Annotated in this window: 16 protein-coding genes, 1 tRNA gene and 1 pseudogene; 11 read left to right on the forward strand and 7 right to left on the reverse strand. The window is 66.7% G+C overall.

Annotated elements, in window-relative coordinates; all coding sequences use genetic code 11:
- Positions 1–93: 93 nt before the first annotated feature.
- The 5 genes from ACM9NP_RS07635 to ACM9NP_RS07655 are packed head-to-tail and all read left to right on the forward strand — an operon-like array spanning position 94 to position 3,800.
- A complete protein-coding gene (locus ACM9NP_RS07635) occupies positions 94–909 on the forward strand; it encodes a DUF1963 domain-containing protein (protein ID WP_415645903.1) in 816 nt (271 codons plus the stop codon).
- A gap of 51 nt (positions 910–960) precedes the next feature.
- Positions 961–1,773, forward strand: a complete 813-nt coding sequence (locus tag ACM9NP_RS07640; RefSeq protein ID WP_415645904.1) for a DUF1963 domain-containing protein — start codon at positions 961–963, stop codon at positions 1,771–1,773.
- A gap of 50 nt (positions 1,774–1,823) precedes the next feature.
- The gene (locus tag ACM9NP_RS07645) at positions 1,824–2,681 is read left to right on the forward strand and encodes a GNAT family N-acetyltransferase (protein WP_415645905.1); all 858 of its coding nucleotides are present in this window, start codon (positions 1,824–1,826) and stop codon (positions 2,679–2,681) included.
- Positions 2,682–2,733: 52 nt separating this feature from the next.
- The gene (locus ACM9NP_RS07650; RefSeq protein ID WP_415645906.1) at positions 2,734–3,378 is read left to right on the forward strand and encodes a hypothetical protein; all 645 of its coding nucleotides are present in this window, start codon (positions 2,734–2,736) and stop codon (positions 3,376–3,378) included.
- Positions 3,375–3,800: a hypothetical protein gene (locus ACM9NP_RS07655; RefSeq protein ID WP_415645907.1), complete on the forward strand. Its 426-nt coding sequence runs from the start codon at positions 3,375–3,377 to the stop codon at positions 3,798–3,800. Before ACM9NP_RS07650 ends, ACM9NP_RS07655 begins: the two co-directional genes overlap by 4 nt.
- 3 nt (positions 3,801–3,803) lie before the next feature.
- Here ACM9NP_RS07655 and ACM9NP_RS07660 read toward each other — a convergent pair whose 3' ends face one another.
- Complete coding sequence (locus ACM9NP_RS07660; protein ID WP_415645908.1) at positions 3,804–4,574, reverse strand: SDR family oxidoreductase; 771 nt, start codon at positions 4,572–4,574, stop codon at positions 3,804–3,806.
- 143 nt (positions 4,575–4,717) lie between these two features.
- A pseudogene (aceE, locus tag ACM9NP_RS07665) lies at positions 4,718–7,429 on the reverse strand (pyruvate dehydrogenase (acetyl-transferring), homodimeric type); the annotation flags it as partial.
- A 588-nt stretch (positions 7,430–8,017) separates the two neighbouring features.
- Here aceE and ACM9NP_RS07670 point away from each other — a divergent pair.
- A complete protein-coding gene (locus ACM9NP_RS07670) occupies positions 8,018–8,440 on the forward strand; it encodes a DUF3052 domain-containing protein (RefSeq protein ID WP_415645910.1) in 423 nt (140 codons plus the stop codon).
- A 37-nt stretch (positions 8,441–8,477) separates the two neighbouring features.
- The gene (locus tag ACM9NP_RS07675; protein ID WP_415645911.1) at positions 8,478–8,942 is read left to right on the forward strand and encodes a peroxiredoxin; all 465 of its coding nucleotides are present in this window, start codon (positions 8,478–8,480) and stop codon (positions 8,940–8,942) included.
- Positions 8,943–8,993: 51 nt separating this feature from the next.
- Here the strand turns inward: ACM9NP_RS07675 and ACM9NP_RS07680 are convergent, their stop codons facing one another.
- The 3 genes from ACM9NP_RS07680 to ACM9NP_RS07690 all read right to left on the reverse strand — a co-directional run bounded on the left by ACM9NP_RS07680 (position 8,994) and on the right by ACM9NP_RS07690 (position 10,162).
- Positions 8,994–9,476, reverse strand: a complete 483-nt coding sequence (locus ACM9NP_RS07680) for a hypothetical protein (RefSeq protein WP_415645912.1) — start codon at positions 9,474–9,476, stop codon at positions 8,994–8,996.
- Between the two features lie 158 nt (positions 9,477–9,634).
- Positions 9,635–9,706, reverse strand: a tRNA-Val gene (locus tag ACM9NP_RS07685).
- 30 nt (positions 9,707–9,736) lie between these two features.
- Positions 9,737–10,162, reverse strand: coding sequence for an HflX-like GTP-binding protein (locus tag ACM9NP_RS07690; protein ID WP_415645913.1), 426 nt, complete (start codon positions 10,160–10,162; stop codon positions 9,737–9,739).
- 156 nt (positions 10,163–10,318) lie between these two features.
- Here ACM9NP_RS07690 and ACM9NP_RS07695 point away from each other — a divergent pair, with 156 nt between their 5' ends.
- The 3 genes from ACM9NP_RS07695 to ACM9NP_RS07705 all read left to right on the forward strand — a co-directional run bounded on the left by ACM9NP_RS07695 (position 10,319) and on the right by ACM9NP_RS07705 (position 13,258).
- The gene (locus ACM9NP_RS07695; RefSeq protein ID WP_415645914.1) at positions 10,319–10,957 is read left to right on the forward strand and encodes a LysE family translocator; all 639 of its coding nucleotides are present in this window, start codon (positions 10,319–10,321) and stop codon (positions 10,955–10,957) included.
- A gap of 481 nt (positions 10,958–11,438) precedes the next feature.
- Positions 11,439–12,011, forward strand: coding sequence for a hypothetical protein (locus tag ACM9NP_RS07700; protein WP_415645915.1), 573 nt, complete (start codon positions 11,439–11,441; stop codon positions 12,009–12,011).
- Between the two features lie 581 nt (positions 12,012–12,592).
- Positions 12,593–13,258: an HNH endonuclease family protein gene (locus ACM9NP_RS07705; RefSeq protein ID WP_415645916.1), complete on the forward strand. Its 666-nt coding sequence runs from the start codon at positions 12,593–12,595 to the stop codon at positions 13,256–13,258.
- 206 nt (positions 13,259–13,464) lie between these two features.
- Here ACM9NP_RS07705 and ku read toward each other — a convergent pair whose 3' ends face one another.
- Positions 13,465–14,292 carry a non-homologous end joining protein Ku gene (ku, locus tag ACM9NP_RS07710; RefSeq protein WP_415645917.1) on the reverse strand — a complete coding sequence of 276 codons (828 nt, stop codon included), beginning with the start codon at positions 14,290–14,292 and terminating at the stop codon, positions 13,465–13,467.
- Positions 14,293–14,426: 134 nt separating this feature from the next.
- Between ku and ACM9NP_RS07715 the strand changes: the two genes are divergently transcribed.
- On the forward strand, positions 14,427–15,125 hold the full coding sequence (locus ACM9NP_RS07715) for an alpha/beta fold hydrolase (protein ID WP_415645918.1): 699 nt from the start codon (positions 14,427–14,429) through the stop codon (positions 15,123–15,125).
- Between the two features lie 262 nt (positions 15,126–15,387).
- Here the strand turns inward: ACM9NP_RS07715 and ACM9NP_RS07720 are convergent.
- The coding region (locus ACM9NP_RS07720; protein ID WP_415645919.1) for a TrmH family RNA methyltransferase at positions 15,388–16,276 on the reverse strand (889 nt) is incomplete at its 5' end.

Genomic DNA, 16,276 nt, shown 5'->3' on the forward strand with positions numbered 1-16,276 from the left:
ATCGTCATCCTCGCGGTCACGATGGGCGCCAGGTAGCGTCGGCTTCAGGGGCCGAGACGTGTTGTGTCTCGGCCCTATGTTCGTCGTGTGGACATGACACGGCAACGGAACGATCTACTCTCGACCTTCGTCGGACTCGCGACGCGGTACATCGCGTTCGTCGGTACAGAAAGCGTTCCGGACAACGACTTTCGCCTTCTCGGCATGGTGCGCGACGCGGTGGCGCCCGATCTGGGCGACGCGGCGGACGCCGCCGTCGCCGCCATTCGCCCGGCCATCGATCTCGTCTTCGACGAGTCGGCCCCCGCGACGGGAACGCGTTGGGGCGGACTTCCCACTCTTCCTCCCGATGTGGAATGGCCACGTCATGATGGTCTCCCGATGTCGCTCATCGTGACCGTCGACTGTGTCGAGATGGCGCGACTGCTTCGGGACGATTGGCCATACCCGCGGACTGGTGAGCTCCTTTTCTTTCACTGCGACTACGCCACGGCCGACTATTCCTATGAGGACAGCCGTGTCGGTCGGATCGTCCACGTTCCCGGCACCGACTCCCGCCGAGAACCCCCAGTGGAGTTTCGTGACTACGGGGTCTATCCCGAGGTCGCCTACCGGGTGAATCGTCGCCTCATGTTCCCGCACTACATGGCGTACGATGAGGTCGGGGCCGATCTACTGGCGATGATGTCGGCCGCCGAACGCGCCCCCGGAATCCTTGGAACCGGAAGCTGGGACTACCTCCTGGGGCATTCCGATGGCTCATGCGGCGATCTGCGTCCGCTCCTGCATGTCGAAGCGGGTCCCGGAACGCACTGGGGCGAGCAGGTCGCGATCTCGATATGGACGGATGTCGAGGCCTTCGCGGAAGGGCGGCTCGGCGAGGTCCATGTCGCCTGTGAGATCGCGTGACGGCGTTCCGACGGCGGCCGGGAGGTCGCAGCATCTTTTTACATTCGTTGGATGAACACGGAATCCCGACGGAATGATCTACTCGCGACCTTCGCGGGCGTGGCCACCTCGTACATCGCGAATGCCGAACCCACGAGGCTTCCCGACAACGACGCGCGCCTGATCGGCATGGTGCGCCGCGCGGTCCGACGACGACTGCGAGGGCTGACCGAAGCCGCGATCGCGGAGATTCGACCCGTCGTCGAACTCGTCCTCGACGAGTCCGCCCCGGCGACGGGAACGCGCTGGGGAGGACTCCCCGCGCTCCCTTCCAACATGGAATGGCCGCGCCAGGAGGGTTCTCCGATGACGTTGACCGTGACCGTCGACTGTGCCCAGATGGCACGACTGCTCGGCGACGACTGGCCGTTCCCCGCCGTCGGCGAACTTCTGCTCTTCCACCTCGACTACATGGCGGCGATCGAGTACTCCTGGGAGGCCTGCAGTGTCGGCCGAATCATCCACGTTCCGGGTACCGACCCCCGCCGAGAACCACCCGAGGAGCTGAGCGAGTACGGCGTCTATCCCGAGGTCGCGTACCGCGCCACACGACGGCTGATGTTCTCCGGCGACTACGACATGCGTGCCGCTCAGCGCGCCCTGAACAGGCGCGGTCGCGAACTGGTGTGCACCGGTGTGGCATCCGACCACTACCTCCTCGGTCACGGATACGGGGTATGGGAGGGGAAGCGTCCGCTCCTGCACGTCGGCCCCGGCCCCGGAACCGAGTGGGGCAAGCAATCGGCCATCTCGATGTGGATGGACGTCGACGCCTTCGACGAGGGACGGCTCGGCGACGTCCACGTAGGGTGCGGAGTTGACTGACGGTCGAAAAACGATCGACACCGGCACCCGCACCGCGCACAATGCGCACGATGACCATTTCCGATACCTCTCGCGCCCCGCTCACGGCGAACGTCACCCGTCTCGGGCGGTCCGCGATCGACGAATGCCGGGACCTCGCCGAAAGCCGCCACTGGGACCGCGAGGAGCGCAAGTGGGACCTCCTGTTCGCCGTCGGCGAGGTCTACGGCATCCGCGATCAGGACGGCGAACTGGCCACCGCCGCCGTCCTCGCGCGCAACGGCGCGACGACCGCCACGATCGGCATGGTCCTCACCGCCGAACGCTACGAGCGGCGAGGGCTCGGCGCGGCCACTGTCCGCCATCTCGTCTCCGTCGCGGACAGCGCCGTCCTCACGATGTACGCCACCGAGAACGGCCGCCCCCTGTACGAGCGCCTCGGCTTCGTCGCCGACGGCGTCAACACGAGCTACCGCGGCACCGTCACCGCCGAAACGAGCACCGGCCGGAGCCGTCCCGCCGAACCCGCCGATCTGCCGGGCATCCGTGCCGTCGACGCGCATGCCCACGGTGCCGACCGGTCGAAGGTCCTGAACAGGCTCCCGCGGTTCTGCAGCCACCTGCGCGTCCTGGACGACCACGGCGCCGTCACCGGCTACGCGGGCGCCTGGCCCAACGACACCACCACGGTCGTCGGACCCGTCATCGCCGCGAACGAGGACGACGCCCTCGCGCTCGTCACCGACCTCGTCGCCGACATCGATGGACCGATCCGCCTCGAAGCCCACAGCACCCGACCCCGACTGACGGAATGGGCGCGCTCCCGGGACCTGAGCGGCTTCGACACCACCACCATGACCTACCGCGGGGAGGACCATCCGGGCGCCCGCGACCACTGGTGGAGCCCGATCACCGTCGCGCTCGGCTGAACCCCGGCAAACGCATCTGTACACGGTCCCGTTGCTGTGCAACGATTTCGGTATGCACACGAGCCGTGACAACGACGATCGAGCCGAGTCCCACGCCCGCAGCGTTCGGCGTCTACGTTGGATGCTTCTCGCCGCGATCCTCGCGTTCGCGTTCGCCCTCGTCGTCGGTATCGGGCTCGGCTCCGCAGGTCTGCCGAGCTTCGGCGGGCTGTTCGACGGTGCGGAGGCCGAGGACGCCGACGCCCCGTGCGGTGATCGTGTCGCCGACCCGGACGCCCGCCTGTGCTACTCCGCGCCCTCCGGTTGGGAACACTCGACCTGGCCTCTCGACGTCGGGCCGACCTCCGGGCTCTCCTCCGACGCGGGCGAAGTCATCGTCGGCCCGCTGCGTGTGCTCCCGATCGACACCCCCACCGACCCGGAATCGATCGCGCGCGTCCTCATCGAGTACGGCGTGACCTACTTCGACGCGGGAAAGATCGGCACCGTCGAGGTCGAGTCACGCGAGATAGACGAACGAGACGCCGTGTACGCGACCGCGCCGTTGACCGTCGACGGCGAGTCCGGCGTCATAGCGGTGACGATCGTCGTGGTCGACGACGAGGTCGTCAGCTACGTCATGGGCTTCGCCGCCGAGGGCGAGCGCGCGGAGCAACTCGCCACCGTGCACGACGGGCTCGGTATCCTGCCGAAATGACGACCCCCGCGGACCTCCACGACGAACGGCTCGGCGCCTTCGTCCACAAGTCCTACTGGCCCGGTTGGGAGGCCGAGCTCGACCGGAACGGCGAGGCCGTCGTCCTCGTGGTGTCGGAGGCGGACGCCGACACGGCGCGGGCACTCCTGCCACGGCTGGGCGGCGTGGTGGAGGACCTGACCTCGGTGTCCCGAGCGGGCATCCGCTACCTGGTGGATCAACTGTCGACGGAACCCGTCGCCGAGGTCGAGTACGTCGAGGCATACACGGACCTGGCCGTCACCGACGTCGTCGTCGACGCCACGGGAACCGTGACCATCCACTTCAGCGACGGCTGCGGTGAGCACTTCCTCGACGGCTACTGGCCCTCCGTCTCCTTCGACGCCGCGAACGAGCCCGTCAGTTGGAGTCTGGAGGCGTGAGCGCTACTGGCGCGAACCGACGTGTTCGGCCAGGAACTCCTCCCACGTCCGGCCACCGGCCGCGTGGTCGGGCGCCAGATTCACGCCGGCGGCGAACCGGCGAGCCGCCCTGCCCGGCATTCGCATCGGCATCAGCGCTCGTCGCTTCCCGGCCGCGTCCAAGTAGGACTTGACGAGTTCGCGCATCGGGTAGACGCGCGGCCCGGCCATGTCCTCGACCCTCCCCTGTGGTTCGTCGGCGAGCGCCAGCTCGACGAGGCGGGCCGCCACAACGTCGGCGTCGATCGGCTGGACCTGGAAGCCGGTGACCGTCGGCACCACGGGGGACTTCGTGAGCACTCGAAGAACGCCGAGGATGAGGTCGTGGAACTGGGACGCCCGCAGGATCGTCCAACCGAGGCCCGATTCCCGGACGACGCGCTCGGCGGCGAGTTTGGCGCGGAAGTAGGCGTAGGTGTCGGAGTTGGCGCCCACGACGGAGATGAACACGAGGTGTTGGACACCGGCGCGTTCGGCCGCCCGCACCAGGTTCCGGGTCATTCGTTCGTCGTCTTTGGCGTTTCCGGCGCAGTGGATGATCGTGTCCACCCCGGCGACGGCCGCGTCGAGCCCGGTCCCGGACAGGAAATCGGCGACGACGTATTCGACGTCGTCGCTCGCCGGGTGCGCGCTGCGGCTCGTGACGCGGACGGTCTGGTCGGCGACGCGGAGCCGGGGCAGCACGAGTTGTCCGAGGGTGCCGGTTCCTCCGGTCAGCAGGATGGGCGCGGTCATGTCGTCTCCCGGTTCGTCGGACCGGGGGTGCCCCGGCCGGGGTGGGTGGTTCGTCCATTGGACGAAGCACCCACGCCGAATGTGACACGGTCGCAGGTCTCGTGGGTCACATTTCGCGGGATGCGGCACCGGTGACGACAGCGGGCGGCCCGCACGTCGTCGATGGCGTACTTGGCGGCGGCCTCCGCGGCGGCCGACGGCGGCAGGTCGCCGCGTCGGGCCAGGCCCTGGAGTGCCGCTACCGCGATCGACTCGGCGTCCACGTGGAAGTGTCGCCGGAGTGCCCCGCGCGTGTCGGACTGGCCGAAGCCGTCGGTGCCGAGCGAGGTGTACTCGCCGGGCACCCACCGCGCGATCAGGTCGGGCACCGCGCGCATGAAGTCGCTGACCGCGACGACCGGTCCGGGCGCCTCGCGCAGCTGCTCCGTGACGAACGGGGTCCGCTCCTCCATGCCCGGGTGGAGCAGGTTGTACTCCTCACAGGCGACGGCGTCGCGGCGCAGTTCCGTCCAGGACGTAACCGACCACACGTCCGCAGACACGCCCCAGTCCGAGGCGAGCAGGTCACGGGCCTTGAGGGCCCACTGCATGCCGGTGCCGGACGCGAGCAGCTGCACCTTCGGCAGGCCGGAGTTCGACGGCGCCTGCTGGTAGCGGTACATGCCCTTGAGCAGGCCGTCGACGTCGAGGTCGTCCGGTTCGGCGGGCTGCGTGATCGGTTCGTTGTAGACGGTCAGGTAGTAGAAGACGTTCTCGGGGTCGTCCCCGTACATCCGCTTCAGGCCGTCTTCCATGATGTGCGCGATCTCGTAGCCGAACGCCGGGTCGTACGTCACGACGGCGGGGTTCGTCGCCGCGATCAACAGCGAGTGCCCGTCCTCGTGCTGCAGACCTTCTCCGTTGAGCGTGGTCCGACCGGCGGTGGCGCCGATCAGGAAGCCGCGCGTCAGCTGGTCGGCGGCGGCCCAGAAGCTGTCGGCCGTCCGTTGGAACCCGAACATCGAGTAGAAGATGTACATCGGGATCATCGGCTCGTCGTGTGTCGAGTAGGCCGATCCGGCCGCGCTGAACGCGGCCGCCGATCCGGCCTCGTTGATTCCCATGTGGAGAATCTGGCCGTGCGTGGACTCCTTGTAGGACAGGAACAGGTCGCGGTCCACCGACAGGTAGTTCTGGCCGTGCGGCGAGTAGATCTTCGCGGTCGGGAACATCGCGTCCATCCCGAAGGTCCGTGCCTCGTCGGGGATGATCGGCACCCAACGGTGCCCGATGTTCTTGTCCTTCATGAGGTCCTTGAGCAGACGGACGAACGCCATCGTGGTGGCGACCTTCTGCTTGCCGGATCCGCGCTTGACGACGTCGTACGTCTTCGGCTCGGGCAGCGTCAACGGCTTCGACTCGGTGCGACGCGATGGAACGGGGCCACCCAGGACCTGGCGACGCTCCATCATGTACTCCATCTCGGTGGACTTGGCACCGGGGTGGTAGTACGGCGGCAGGTACGGGTCGGATTCGAGCGCCGAGTCCGGGATGTCCAGGTAGAGGCGGTCACGGAACGACTTGAGGTCGGCCAGCGTGAGCTTCTTCATCTGGTGGGTGGCGTTGCGGCCCTCGAAGTGCGAGCCCAGCGTCCAGCCCTTGATCGTCTTCGCGAGGATGACGGTCGGCTGACCCGTGTGCTCCGTGGCGGACTTGTACGCCGCGAACAGCTTCCGGTAGTCGTGGCCACCGCGCTTGAGACCCCAGATCGCCTCGTCCGACATCGGCTCGACCATGCGCTTGGTGCGCGGGTCGCGACCGAAGAAGTGCTCCCGGACGAACGCGCCGTTCTCGGCCTTGAACGTCTGGTAGTCACCGTCGGGTGTGGAGTTCATGATGTTGACGAGCGCGCCGTCCGTGTCGGCGGCCAGCAGCGGGTCCCACTCGCGGCCCCAGATCACCTTGATGACGTTCCAGCCGGCACCCCGGAAGAACGACTCGAGTTCCTGGATGACCTTGCCGTTGCCGCGGACCGGGCCGTCGAGGCGCTGGAGGTTGCAGTTGACGACGAAGGTCAGGTTGTCGAGTTCCTCACGTGAAGCGAGGTGGATGGCGCCGAGCGTCTCCGGCTCGTCGATCTCGCCGTCGCCGAGGAAGGCCCATACTCGCTGGTCGGAGGTGTCCTTGATGCCACGGTGGTGCATGTACCGGTTGAACTGCGCCTGGTAGATCGCCGACATCGGGCCGAGGCCCATCGACACGGTCGGGAACTCCCAGAAGTCCGGCATCAGCCGAGGGTGCGGGTACGACGGCAGGCCGCCGCCCGGGTGCGAGAGCTCCTGACGGAACCCGTCCAACTGGTGCTCGGTGAGGCGGCCCTCAAGGAACGCGCGCGCGTAGATGCCGGGCGATCCGTGCCCCTGGATGTAGATCTGGTCGCCTCCGCCCGGGTGCGACTTGCCACGGAAGAAGTGGTTGAAGCCGACCTCGTACAGGCTGGCCGACGACGCGTACGTCGAGATGTGCCCACCGGCGCCGATGCCGGGCCGCTGCGCGCGGTGCACCATGATCGCCGCGTTCCACCGGATGTAGGCGCGGATCCGACGTTCGACGTGCTCGTCGCCCGGGAACCACGGCTCCGCCTCCGGCGGGATCGTGTTGATGTAGTCGGTGCTCGTCAACGCGGGAACACCGACCTGCCTCTCGCGGGCGCGTTCCAACAGCCGCAACATGACGTACCGAGCCCGCTGACGCCCCCGCTCATCCAGCAGACCGTCCAAGGAATCGAGCCACTCGGCCGTCTCGGCGGGATCGATGTCTGGCAGCTGACTGGGCAGGCCGTCACTGATAACAGGGCGTTTCCGTTCCGTTGCCACTGGCTTTTCCCTCTGCTTATCGACGCTGATAGGACTTATCGTTCTACATGCCATTCACGGCCGTCACGCGAATCGGTTGCCCGCGAAACGTCCGCTTTGTCCGGGACCACCGTGGGCGGCGATGGTTGGAGCACCTTCGGATAGTCGAGCGTATCCGCGTACCCGGCGTCACCATCGACGGCGTGCCCGGCCGACCGCCGTCGACCCGAAGGGCCGTGCCGTCGACCTCTAGCGGTTGTCCCGTCGTCTCGGATCGGGCGAGGCGCGCGTCACGCCGCCACTCGGCAAGGTGGGGAAACGTCCGCATACGGCTTCGTATGCAGGTGGTTCGACAACTTGGCCGATGGCGTTCGACGCTCGCCGCAGCTGATCTGCTGGGTGACGGGACAGCCCCTGAACTCCTATCCTGCCTCGGTGGGAACCACACCTGTCGCACAGGACCCAATCTTCTGGGACCCCGGACACACTCGGACCCCCATGAATACTTCGCATTGCGTATTCTCACGAGATGCGGCGTCCGGGAGGGCGATGCACTTTATCGCCGAGCACCGGAGGACGTCCGGTGACGAATAGAGGAGGAAACGCGACGTGAATGCCACGGCTGGGTCGGCCGACGGCGTACGGACCATAATCGACCGACTCGGTATCAAAACCGACGACGTTGTTATGGAGATCGGATTCGACAGCGATATCGACGCCGCCCTAAGGGAAGCGGTGGTCTCCTGTGTGGGGGAGCTGCACGACGAGGACACTGTCGACGTCGTTGACACCGTGCTCCTGTGGTGGCGCGAGGAGGACGGCGATCTCGTGGACGTCCTCATGGACGCGCGGACGCCGCTCACCGACGAGGGGGTCGTGTGGTTGTTGACACCGAAACCAGGTCGCGTCGGTCACATCGAATCCGCAGAGATCGCCGAGGCGGCTCCGACAGCGGGCCTTCAGGGCACATCCAGCATCAACGCCGGTACGGACTGGGTCGCCACTCGGCTCGTCTCTCCGCGCGGGCGGTAACGTCGACACCCGACACGACTGCTTCGACAGGAGACACATGCCAATCGCTGTGGGGACGACCGCTCCCGATTTCGTACTCAAAGACCAGAACAACCAGGAAGTCCGGCTGTCCGACTTCGTCGGGCAGAAGAACGTCCTGCTCGTGTTCTACCCGCTCGCGTTCACCGGAGTGTGCGAGGGCGAACTGTGCGGCGTGCGCGACAACCTGTCGGCGTACCAGTCCGACGATGTGCAGGTGCTCACCGTCAGCGTGGACTCGCCGTTCGCTCACAAGGTGTGGGCCGAGCGGGAGGGCTTCACCTTCCCGTTGCTGAGCGACTTCTGGCCGCATGGCGCCGTCGCGACCACCTACGGCGTCTTCGACGACGCCAAGGGCATCGCCAATCGGGGCACCTTCGTCATCGACAAGGCGGGCGTGGTCAAGTTCGCCGAGATGAACCTGCCCGGTGAACCTCGCGACCAGGGCGCCTGGCAGAAGGCTCTCGTTGAGCTGACCGCGTAACGCGACATCGACCGGCGGGCCGTTCCTCACGGGGAACGGCCCGTTCTCGTGTCAGGACAACCGTGCGCGCAGACGAGCTATTCCCTTGAGGACGGCACCCCGATTCTCGGCGGCCTTGATCCATTTCGGAAGCTTCGCGATCATCGTCATGCGGATGCCCGTGTCGAGAGGCTTCTCCCGCACCCGCGCCGATACGAAGGCTTCCAAGGTTCCCAGGTGTTCGCCGCTGTATGCCCATAGTAGATTTCCTCGAACCGTCGTCCGCAGCCAAAGCGGAAGCGCGAAGTAGGGATCGACGCCCCCGCCGGTGCACACTCTGGTGCCGGAGTGAGCGGCCGAGTGTCCGCATTCGACGCAACTGAGCCGTCGGGCGCTCCACGGCGAGCGCGGATCGTCCAGGATTCGGGCGTCGGGGTCCATGACGGCGGGAACGACCCACGCGCGCGACGAGCACCGTGGGCACGCGACGGCGATGTCGTCGCCGATGAACGCCCACACCGAGCGGGTGGTGTCGACGAATCTGGCGGCGGTCATGGTGGTCTCCTTGAGCTGAAGCGAATCGAGCGCCTCCAACCTAGGGGCGAGCGACGATCGACGCCAGGGAGTTCCGGCCCGGTCGACGACACCTGGGTCATCGGGCGTCGGACGTGAAACAGCCCGTTACCGGTGTCGGTAACGGGCTGGGATCGGGGTGGGCGCTACTGGGATCGAACCAGTGACCCTTCGCTTGTAAGGCGAATGCTCTCCCGCTGAGCTAAGCGCCCCGATGCGCGTGCGGCGCGGCCTCGGCGAGTCTACCCGAAGCTTTTGCGGTCGGCTGCCCGGCCGCTTTCGGGCGGGTCCCACAGCCTGGTTCCATCATGGACTGCACAGCCGGTGAGGTCTTGAAGTGCCTCGCGTTGTCGCTCGGTCAGCGGGTTGGCCATGATGACGACCGTCGCCGCCGTCTCGCAGACGAGCCGCGCCAACTCGACGGCCTTCCCCCGGCCCAGGATCGTGGTGCGGGACAGCGGCGCACCCATGAGGTGGACGCCGCCGTGCGATACGCCTCGGCGTTGCACGACGCGCCCGACGATGGTCGCGCCGAGGCGTCGGGCCCGCTCCGCGAGTCGGTCCATGTGGAGGTCGTGGTCGGCGGGTTTCGCGGGGAACAGCCCCGCCAGGACGGCGCGGGCACCGTCCAGTGTCGCCCGTGGCGGATGTGCGCCAATCGATTTCAATGTGCATCCCTAGAGGACTATGAAAGTGCAGGTGTATTGGGGGGCAATAACTATCGATATCGATGGTGACGAATCTGTACCTTTTGTGCTCTAGCGCGGAATGTCTGGCTGGCGTAGCGTGACGGCGATTGTGTCGTACGACGGATAAGGACGGTCATGGTCTCCGAAGCTGCCGCTTGGGGTATTTTCGTCGTCGCGCTGGGGATGGTGCTGAGCCCCGGTCCGAACACGATCTACCTGGTGTCGCGCAGCATCAGCCAGGGCTGGCGGGCCGGATTGGTGTCGTTGCTCGGCACCCTGGTCGGTTTCGTGGTGTACATGACGATGGCCAACGTCGGGGTGGCCGCCGTGTTCGAGCTCGTCCCGTGGTTGTTCATCGGACTGAAGGTGGCTGGCGCGCTGTACCTGCTGTATCTGGCCTGGAACGTGATTCGGCCCGACGGGGCGTCGCCGTTCGAGGCACGGGACATGCCACCCGACTCCGCGATGAAGCTGTTCCGAATGGGTCTGTTGACGAATCTCCTCAACCCGAAATCGGCGATCATGTATCTGGCGTTGATTCCACAGTTCATCACGCCGGGCCTTTCTCCGACGATGCTCCAGGGTTTCCTACTCGGGGGAATTCAGATAGTCACGAGTATCAGTGTCAATGGCCTGTACGTGATGGCGGCGGGAGGGATTGCGACATTCCTGCGAGATCGTCCAGCATGGATGGTCGCACAGCGAGGTGTCACCGGGACGGTACTGGGTGCGGTCGGCCTGACGCTCGCACTCGACAATCCGATGCCGACCTGATTCGACTGCGAGGCGAAAACGGTTAGTGATGACACTTTCCTCTTTCGGAGTTCATTCGTCACTCATTGTCGACTGTTAGTGTCGATCGGCACGGCGGGCATTTCTTCGCGTTCGGGTGTGAGGGGCTTGGTTTGCCGACGCCGCCAAAGGCACTCCCGTGCAGCCGTTGACGATCTGCCGGGCAAAGGGCGGTCGCCGGGGCTTGACGGGTAGAACAATGATCGTTTAGGTTCTAGGCGGTTGCTCACCTCCGGCATGGAGCGGCTAATCCACTGTGAATCGTCGTGTGTCCGCTCGTGCCCGAGTCGGCGGTTGACGCTTGGGAGGACGCGCCCATTGTCCATGCGTGTCATAGGAGTGACGTCGTTTGTTCACGCGGGCCGGGTTTCGCTTATCCGGTGTGATGGTGTACGTCTTGTGGTATCGGTTCGGCGTCGGTGAAGGGTCGTAGAGCGCAGTGGCGGTGAAGGAATTGACGGTGATGACCGACGGTGTTCGGTTGCGCCGCAAGGGAGTTCGAGGCGTCGTCGCTTTCGGCGGTGTGCTACTGGCGATGCTCGTGGCCGGGACGGTCTTCCTCGGCGCGCGCCTGGTGACCGGCGAGGGCCTCCCGCCGATGGCGGTGTGGGTCATCCTCGCGTTCTGGCTGTTCGCGGGCGGGTTCTGCTGTCTGATGTGGGCCCTGATCATCCGTCCGTGCGTGATATTCGAACGGGACGCCTTCGTCATGCGCAACGTCGTGACGACCGTCCGTGTGGGCTACCGGCTCATCGTCGACGCGACCGGCAGCGAGACAGAGGGCGTTCAGATCGATCTGGCGACCGGTGAGTCAATCCAACCGTTCGTCTTGAACGGCGGCCGGTACTTCGGTTCGCTCGACAGGGATCGGCCGGGCGACGTCGCCGACGAACTGTGCCGCCGATCGGCGGTCGGCGACGGGGACCGGGAGTTCTCGGAACGCCGCTCCACGGCCGCCGCGTGGGTCCTCAGCATGGGCCCGGCGTTGATCGCGGCCGCGTTCATCATCGTCATGATCGCGACCGCCGCGGTGTGATCGCTGGTCGGCGTCGATCGGTGCCGTGAACGCCTGATCGTCCTCGATCCGGGCGGCGCGTGGTCGTCACGGGCCTCGAGTCCTCGGGCTTCAGGCCTTGACCGAGTTCGATCGCGAGTTCGGCTCTCCCAACTCGGGGATCTCTGCTTCCGTCATGGTGATCAGCCGTCCCTCCGGCGCCGGACCACGACGTTTGCCGGCCCGACGGCCGTGCCCTTCTGCGTCGGCACCCGTCCTGACCGCGTCGGACAGCCCCCGAGTCGTTGGAAACGACCGGGACAGCGTGACATCGTCGTCTCCGATCCTGGTTCGGTGAACCCCGCTTGCTTCTCGTGCGGACGCCTGCCGCGCCGGACGTCGCGCTGTCCCGGATCGCGGCACTCCAGAACTCCCTGGCTCGGCCCCACCCCGGGGTTCCGCGCGGCCCCAAGACATTCACGACGCCGACCGGCTCGCGCGTGTCGAGGCCGATTTCGGCGGTGCCACGACACAGAATGAATCCGCTTCGAACAGGAGGCCGTCGTCGCCCGGTGAACCTGAGGTCACGAGACGGCCTTCACTCACACACAGGAAGGCAGAACGTGTCACGAATCCGAACGGTGGCCGTCGTCGCGCTCGCGACCTCGGCGGCCCTGGCCGTCCCCACCGTAGCCCAGGCGTCCCCGCTAAATCCATATGAGACGGTCAGTATGCCGTTGAGCGCGGCGATCGAGGACCTCGACATCGCCGACGAGTCCCGTGACGGGTACCGGCGATCGGCCTTCCCGCACTGGATCGACGCCGATCGCGACGGCTGCAACACCCGCAAGGAAGTCCTCGCCGAGGAGGCGCTCGGGGACGTCTCGATGTCCGAATGCGACGTGACGAACGGCCTCTGGTTCTCCTACTACGACAGTCAGACCTTTACCGATCCGTCTAAGCTGGACATCGACCACATGGTTCCGTTGGCGGAGGCGTGGGACTCGGGTGCCTCGGGATGGACCCTTGAGGACCGGCGGGCTTACGCCAACGACCTGGGAGACTCCCGTTCGCTGGTGGCAGTTTCGGCTCGCTCCAACCGCAGCAAGGCGGACCAGGATCCGGCCACCTGGATGCCTCCGTCAGCCGAGGCCCACTGCCAGTACGTGGCCGAGTGGGTCGCGGTCAAAACGCGCTGGGACCTCGCCGTCGACCCGGCGGAGCGGGACGCCCTGACCGAGCTCGCCGGGGGCTGCGAGGACGTCATCATCACCGTGACACGCGCCTAGAGTGCCGTCGTCCATGGCGCGAAGGGCTCAGTAGGTCGGTGAGAACGCGGCGGCGCCTCTCGGGCTCCGCAATCCGGAGAGCCTCGACCCGTCGTCGCCGCGTCGGTCGCCGACCGCCGAAGCGTCGCGGGTCGCGACGACTCTCTCGCCGAGAGCGGGAACGAGCCGTCACTGGAGGGCGGTGGCCGCGCCACCCGTTGGTGCGATCAGGCGGCCTTCTTGCGGCGGGTCGTCTTCTTGGCGGCCTTCTTCGGACTGTCCTTTTTTGCCTTGTCCACGCTGCGCTGTAGTGCGTCCATCAGGTCGATCACCTTCGCGCCGCCCTCCTCCGCGCTTTCCGGGGGCTGCAAGACCTCGTCGCCGGCGACCTTCGCGTCGATGACCTTCTGCAGGGCCTGCCGGTAGTCGTCGTGGTACTTGGCGGCGTCGAAATGGTCACTCGACATGGAATCCACCAGGGTCGTCGCCATGGTGACCTCCTGATCGCGCACACCCGCGTCGTCGGGGATCTTCAGCTCCGGCGCCCGTACCTCGTCGGGCCACAGCATCGTCTGGAGGACGAGAACTCCATCATGGTCACGAAGGGTCGCGAGTTGTTCCTTCTGTCGCAGAGCGACCTTCGCGACGGCGACCTTCTCCGTCGACGACAAGGTCTTGCGCAGCAACGCGTACGGCTTCGTTGCCACGTCAGCGGGCTCCAGGTAGTACGACTTCGCGTACATGAGCGGGTCGATGTCCTCCTCGGGCACGAACTCGATCACGTCGATGACGTTCTTCGTGGCCAACGGCAGCTGGTCGAAGTCCGAGTCCTCGAGGATCACCATGTCCTTGTCGGGAAGTTCGACCGCTCGCACGATCTCGCCGAAGTCCACCTCGGAGTTCTCCAACTCGCAGAACTTCCGGTACCGGATCCGCCCGCCGTCGCGACGGTGCACCTGATGAAACCGGATGTCCTTCGTCTCGGTGGCGGCGTACGCCTTCACGGCGATCGAAATCAGCCCGAACGAGACCGCGCCTTTCCAGATCGATCGCATCCCTCCAGCGTGCCAAGGCGCCGGGCGGGGTGCGCCGGAACGGCCGATGTAGGCACGCGTGTGGCGCAACGGGGTGAATGGTCGCTCTGTGTCGATATCGTCGTCGTCGATACCACCGTGACGAGAGGACATCCATGCCCGACCCGATCGTGATGCTTCACCCGATGGGCGCGAGCGGGCGCATATGGCGAGGACCGGCGGGGGAGCTGCGTCGCGACTATCAGGTCATGACTCCCGATCTGCCCGGGCACGGCGCCAACACCGCCCCGTTCTCGATCGCCCGCGCCACCACCGAGGTCGTCCAGATCCTTCGCGGGCTGGACCGGCCGGCGCACCTGGTCGGCTCGTCCCTCGGAGCCACTGTCGCGCTCGAGGCGGCGCTCGCCCTTCCGGGGAGGGTGCAGGGCCTCTTCCTCTCCGGAGCGATGGTGATCGCTCCCAGGACGACCCTCGCGGCCCAACGAGCGATCACCGCCGTCATTCCGCTCCGGCTGGCCGCACGGTTCTCGCTGGACATGGTCGACCCGGCGGTCGACGTCGATCGCGACACGTTCTCCGACGACATTCGCCGCGCCGGTCGGCGCACCCAGTCACGGGCGCTGCGCGACCTCGCCCGGTCGACCGTCGCCGACCGGATTCCCGGCATCATGGCACCGACGTGGGTCTGCTGCGGTGACCGGGACCGCCTGAACATGGCGTCGGCGAGACTGCTCGCTACGAGGATTCCCGGGGCCACGATGAAACTCATCCACGATGCGGGGCATCTGTGGCACCTGCAACGGCCCCGCCTGTGCGCCGACCTGATCCGCGAGTACATCGCCTCGCTGTCGTGACGGCCGCGGTCGTTCGGCCAGGGGATGCCAGTCGATCCGTGGATGCTCCGTCTCGCTGCCCTGACGATGGTTGACGGAGCGCGAGGGGCAGCGAGGTCAGGGCCCTGGTCCCGACCCGCGAACGCATCGCCTCCCTGTCGTGACGATGGTTCGTGGTTCATGAGTTGCGGGCGTCGGTGGACGCTTGAGGTTCGACTCACCGCCCCGCGACGTCGGTGCTTCTGTTCCGCGCGGGCATGGTCGCCGATTCAACCGGCTGCCTTCAACCGATGATGTGCCGCCTGGCCTCGTACAGCACGATCCCCGCCGCGATCGACAGGTTCAGGGACTCCGTCTTACCGCTCATCGGAATGCTGATCGCGAGGTCGGCGGCGTCGACCACCTCGACGGGGAGCCCGTCGCCCTCGCTACCGAGCAGCACCGTCAACGGGGCCGCGTATCCGACCTCCCGGTAGTCGCGCGCCGCGTCCCCGGCGGCCGCCGCGATCGTGATGCCGCGCTCACGTGCCCACGCGAAGAACTCGTCGACTCCGGCGCGGGCGATGGACACATTGAACAGTGCACCCATGCTCGCCTTGGCGGAGGTGGGATCGAACGGGTCCGTGGTGTCCCCGAGCAGGATCACCGCCGTCGCGCCGGCCGCCTCCGCAGTCCGCAGAATGGTGCCGAGGTTGCCCGGATTCCCGACCTCGTGCAGCGCGATCGCCAGCTCCGGCGTCCCCAATTCCTGCAAAGTGGATAGTCGTTGATGGACGATCGCGGCGATTCCGGCGGGGCGGTCGCGGTCGGAGATCCGTCCGAACAGCTCATCCGAGAACTCGACCACGCGCGTGCCTCGCCGCCGTTGCTCGTCCACGAGCTCGAGGCTCGGCTCATGCGTCAGCAGTCCCGGCGCCACCAGCAGCGTGTCGATCTGCGCGCCCCCGTCGACCGCCTGCCACACCGGCTGAATCCCGTGCACGACGAACACCGACTCGCGGCGCCGATTCTTGCGGTCGGCGAGTGCCCGTACCCGCTTGACGACGGGATTCGTCGCGCTCGTGATGACGTCCGGCACGCCGTCCCCCTCTGTTGTCTCAGTCGATTCGCGCCCACGATCGTAGGCGACCCGGCGGCGACGGTCGCGCCCCATCCCTGTCCCCGCCCCGGTC

This window comes from Stackebrandtia soli (genome assembly GCF_965137155.1).
GTDB lineage: Bacteria > Actinomycetota > Actinomycetes > Mycobacteriales > Micromonosporaceae > Stackebrandtia > Stackebrandtia soli.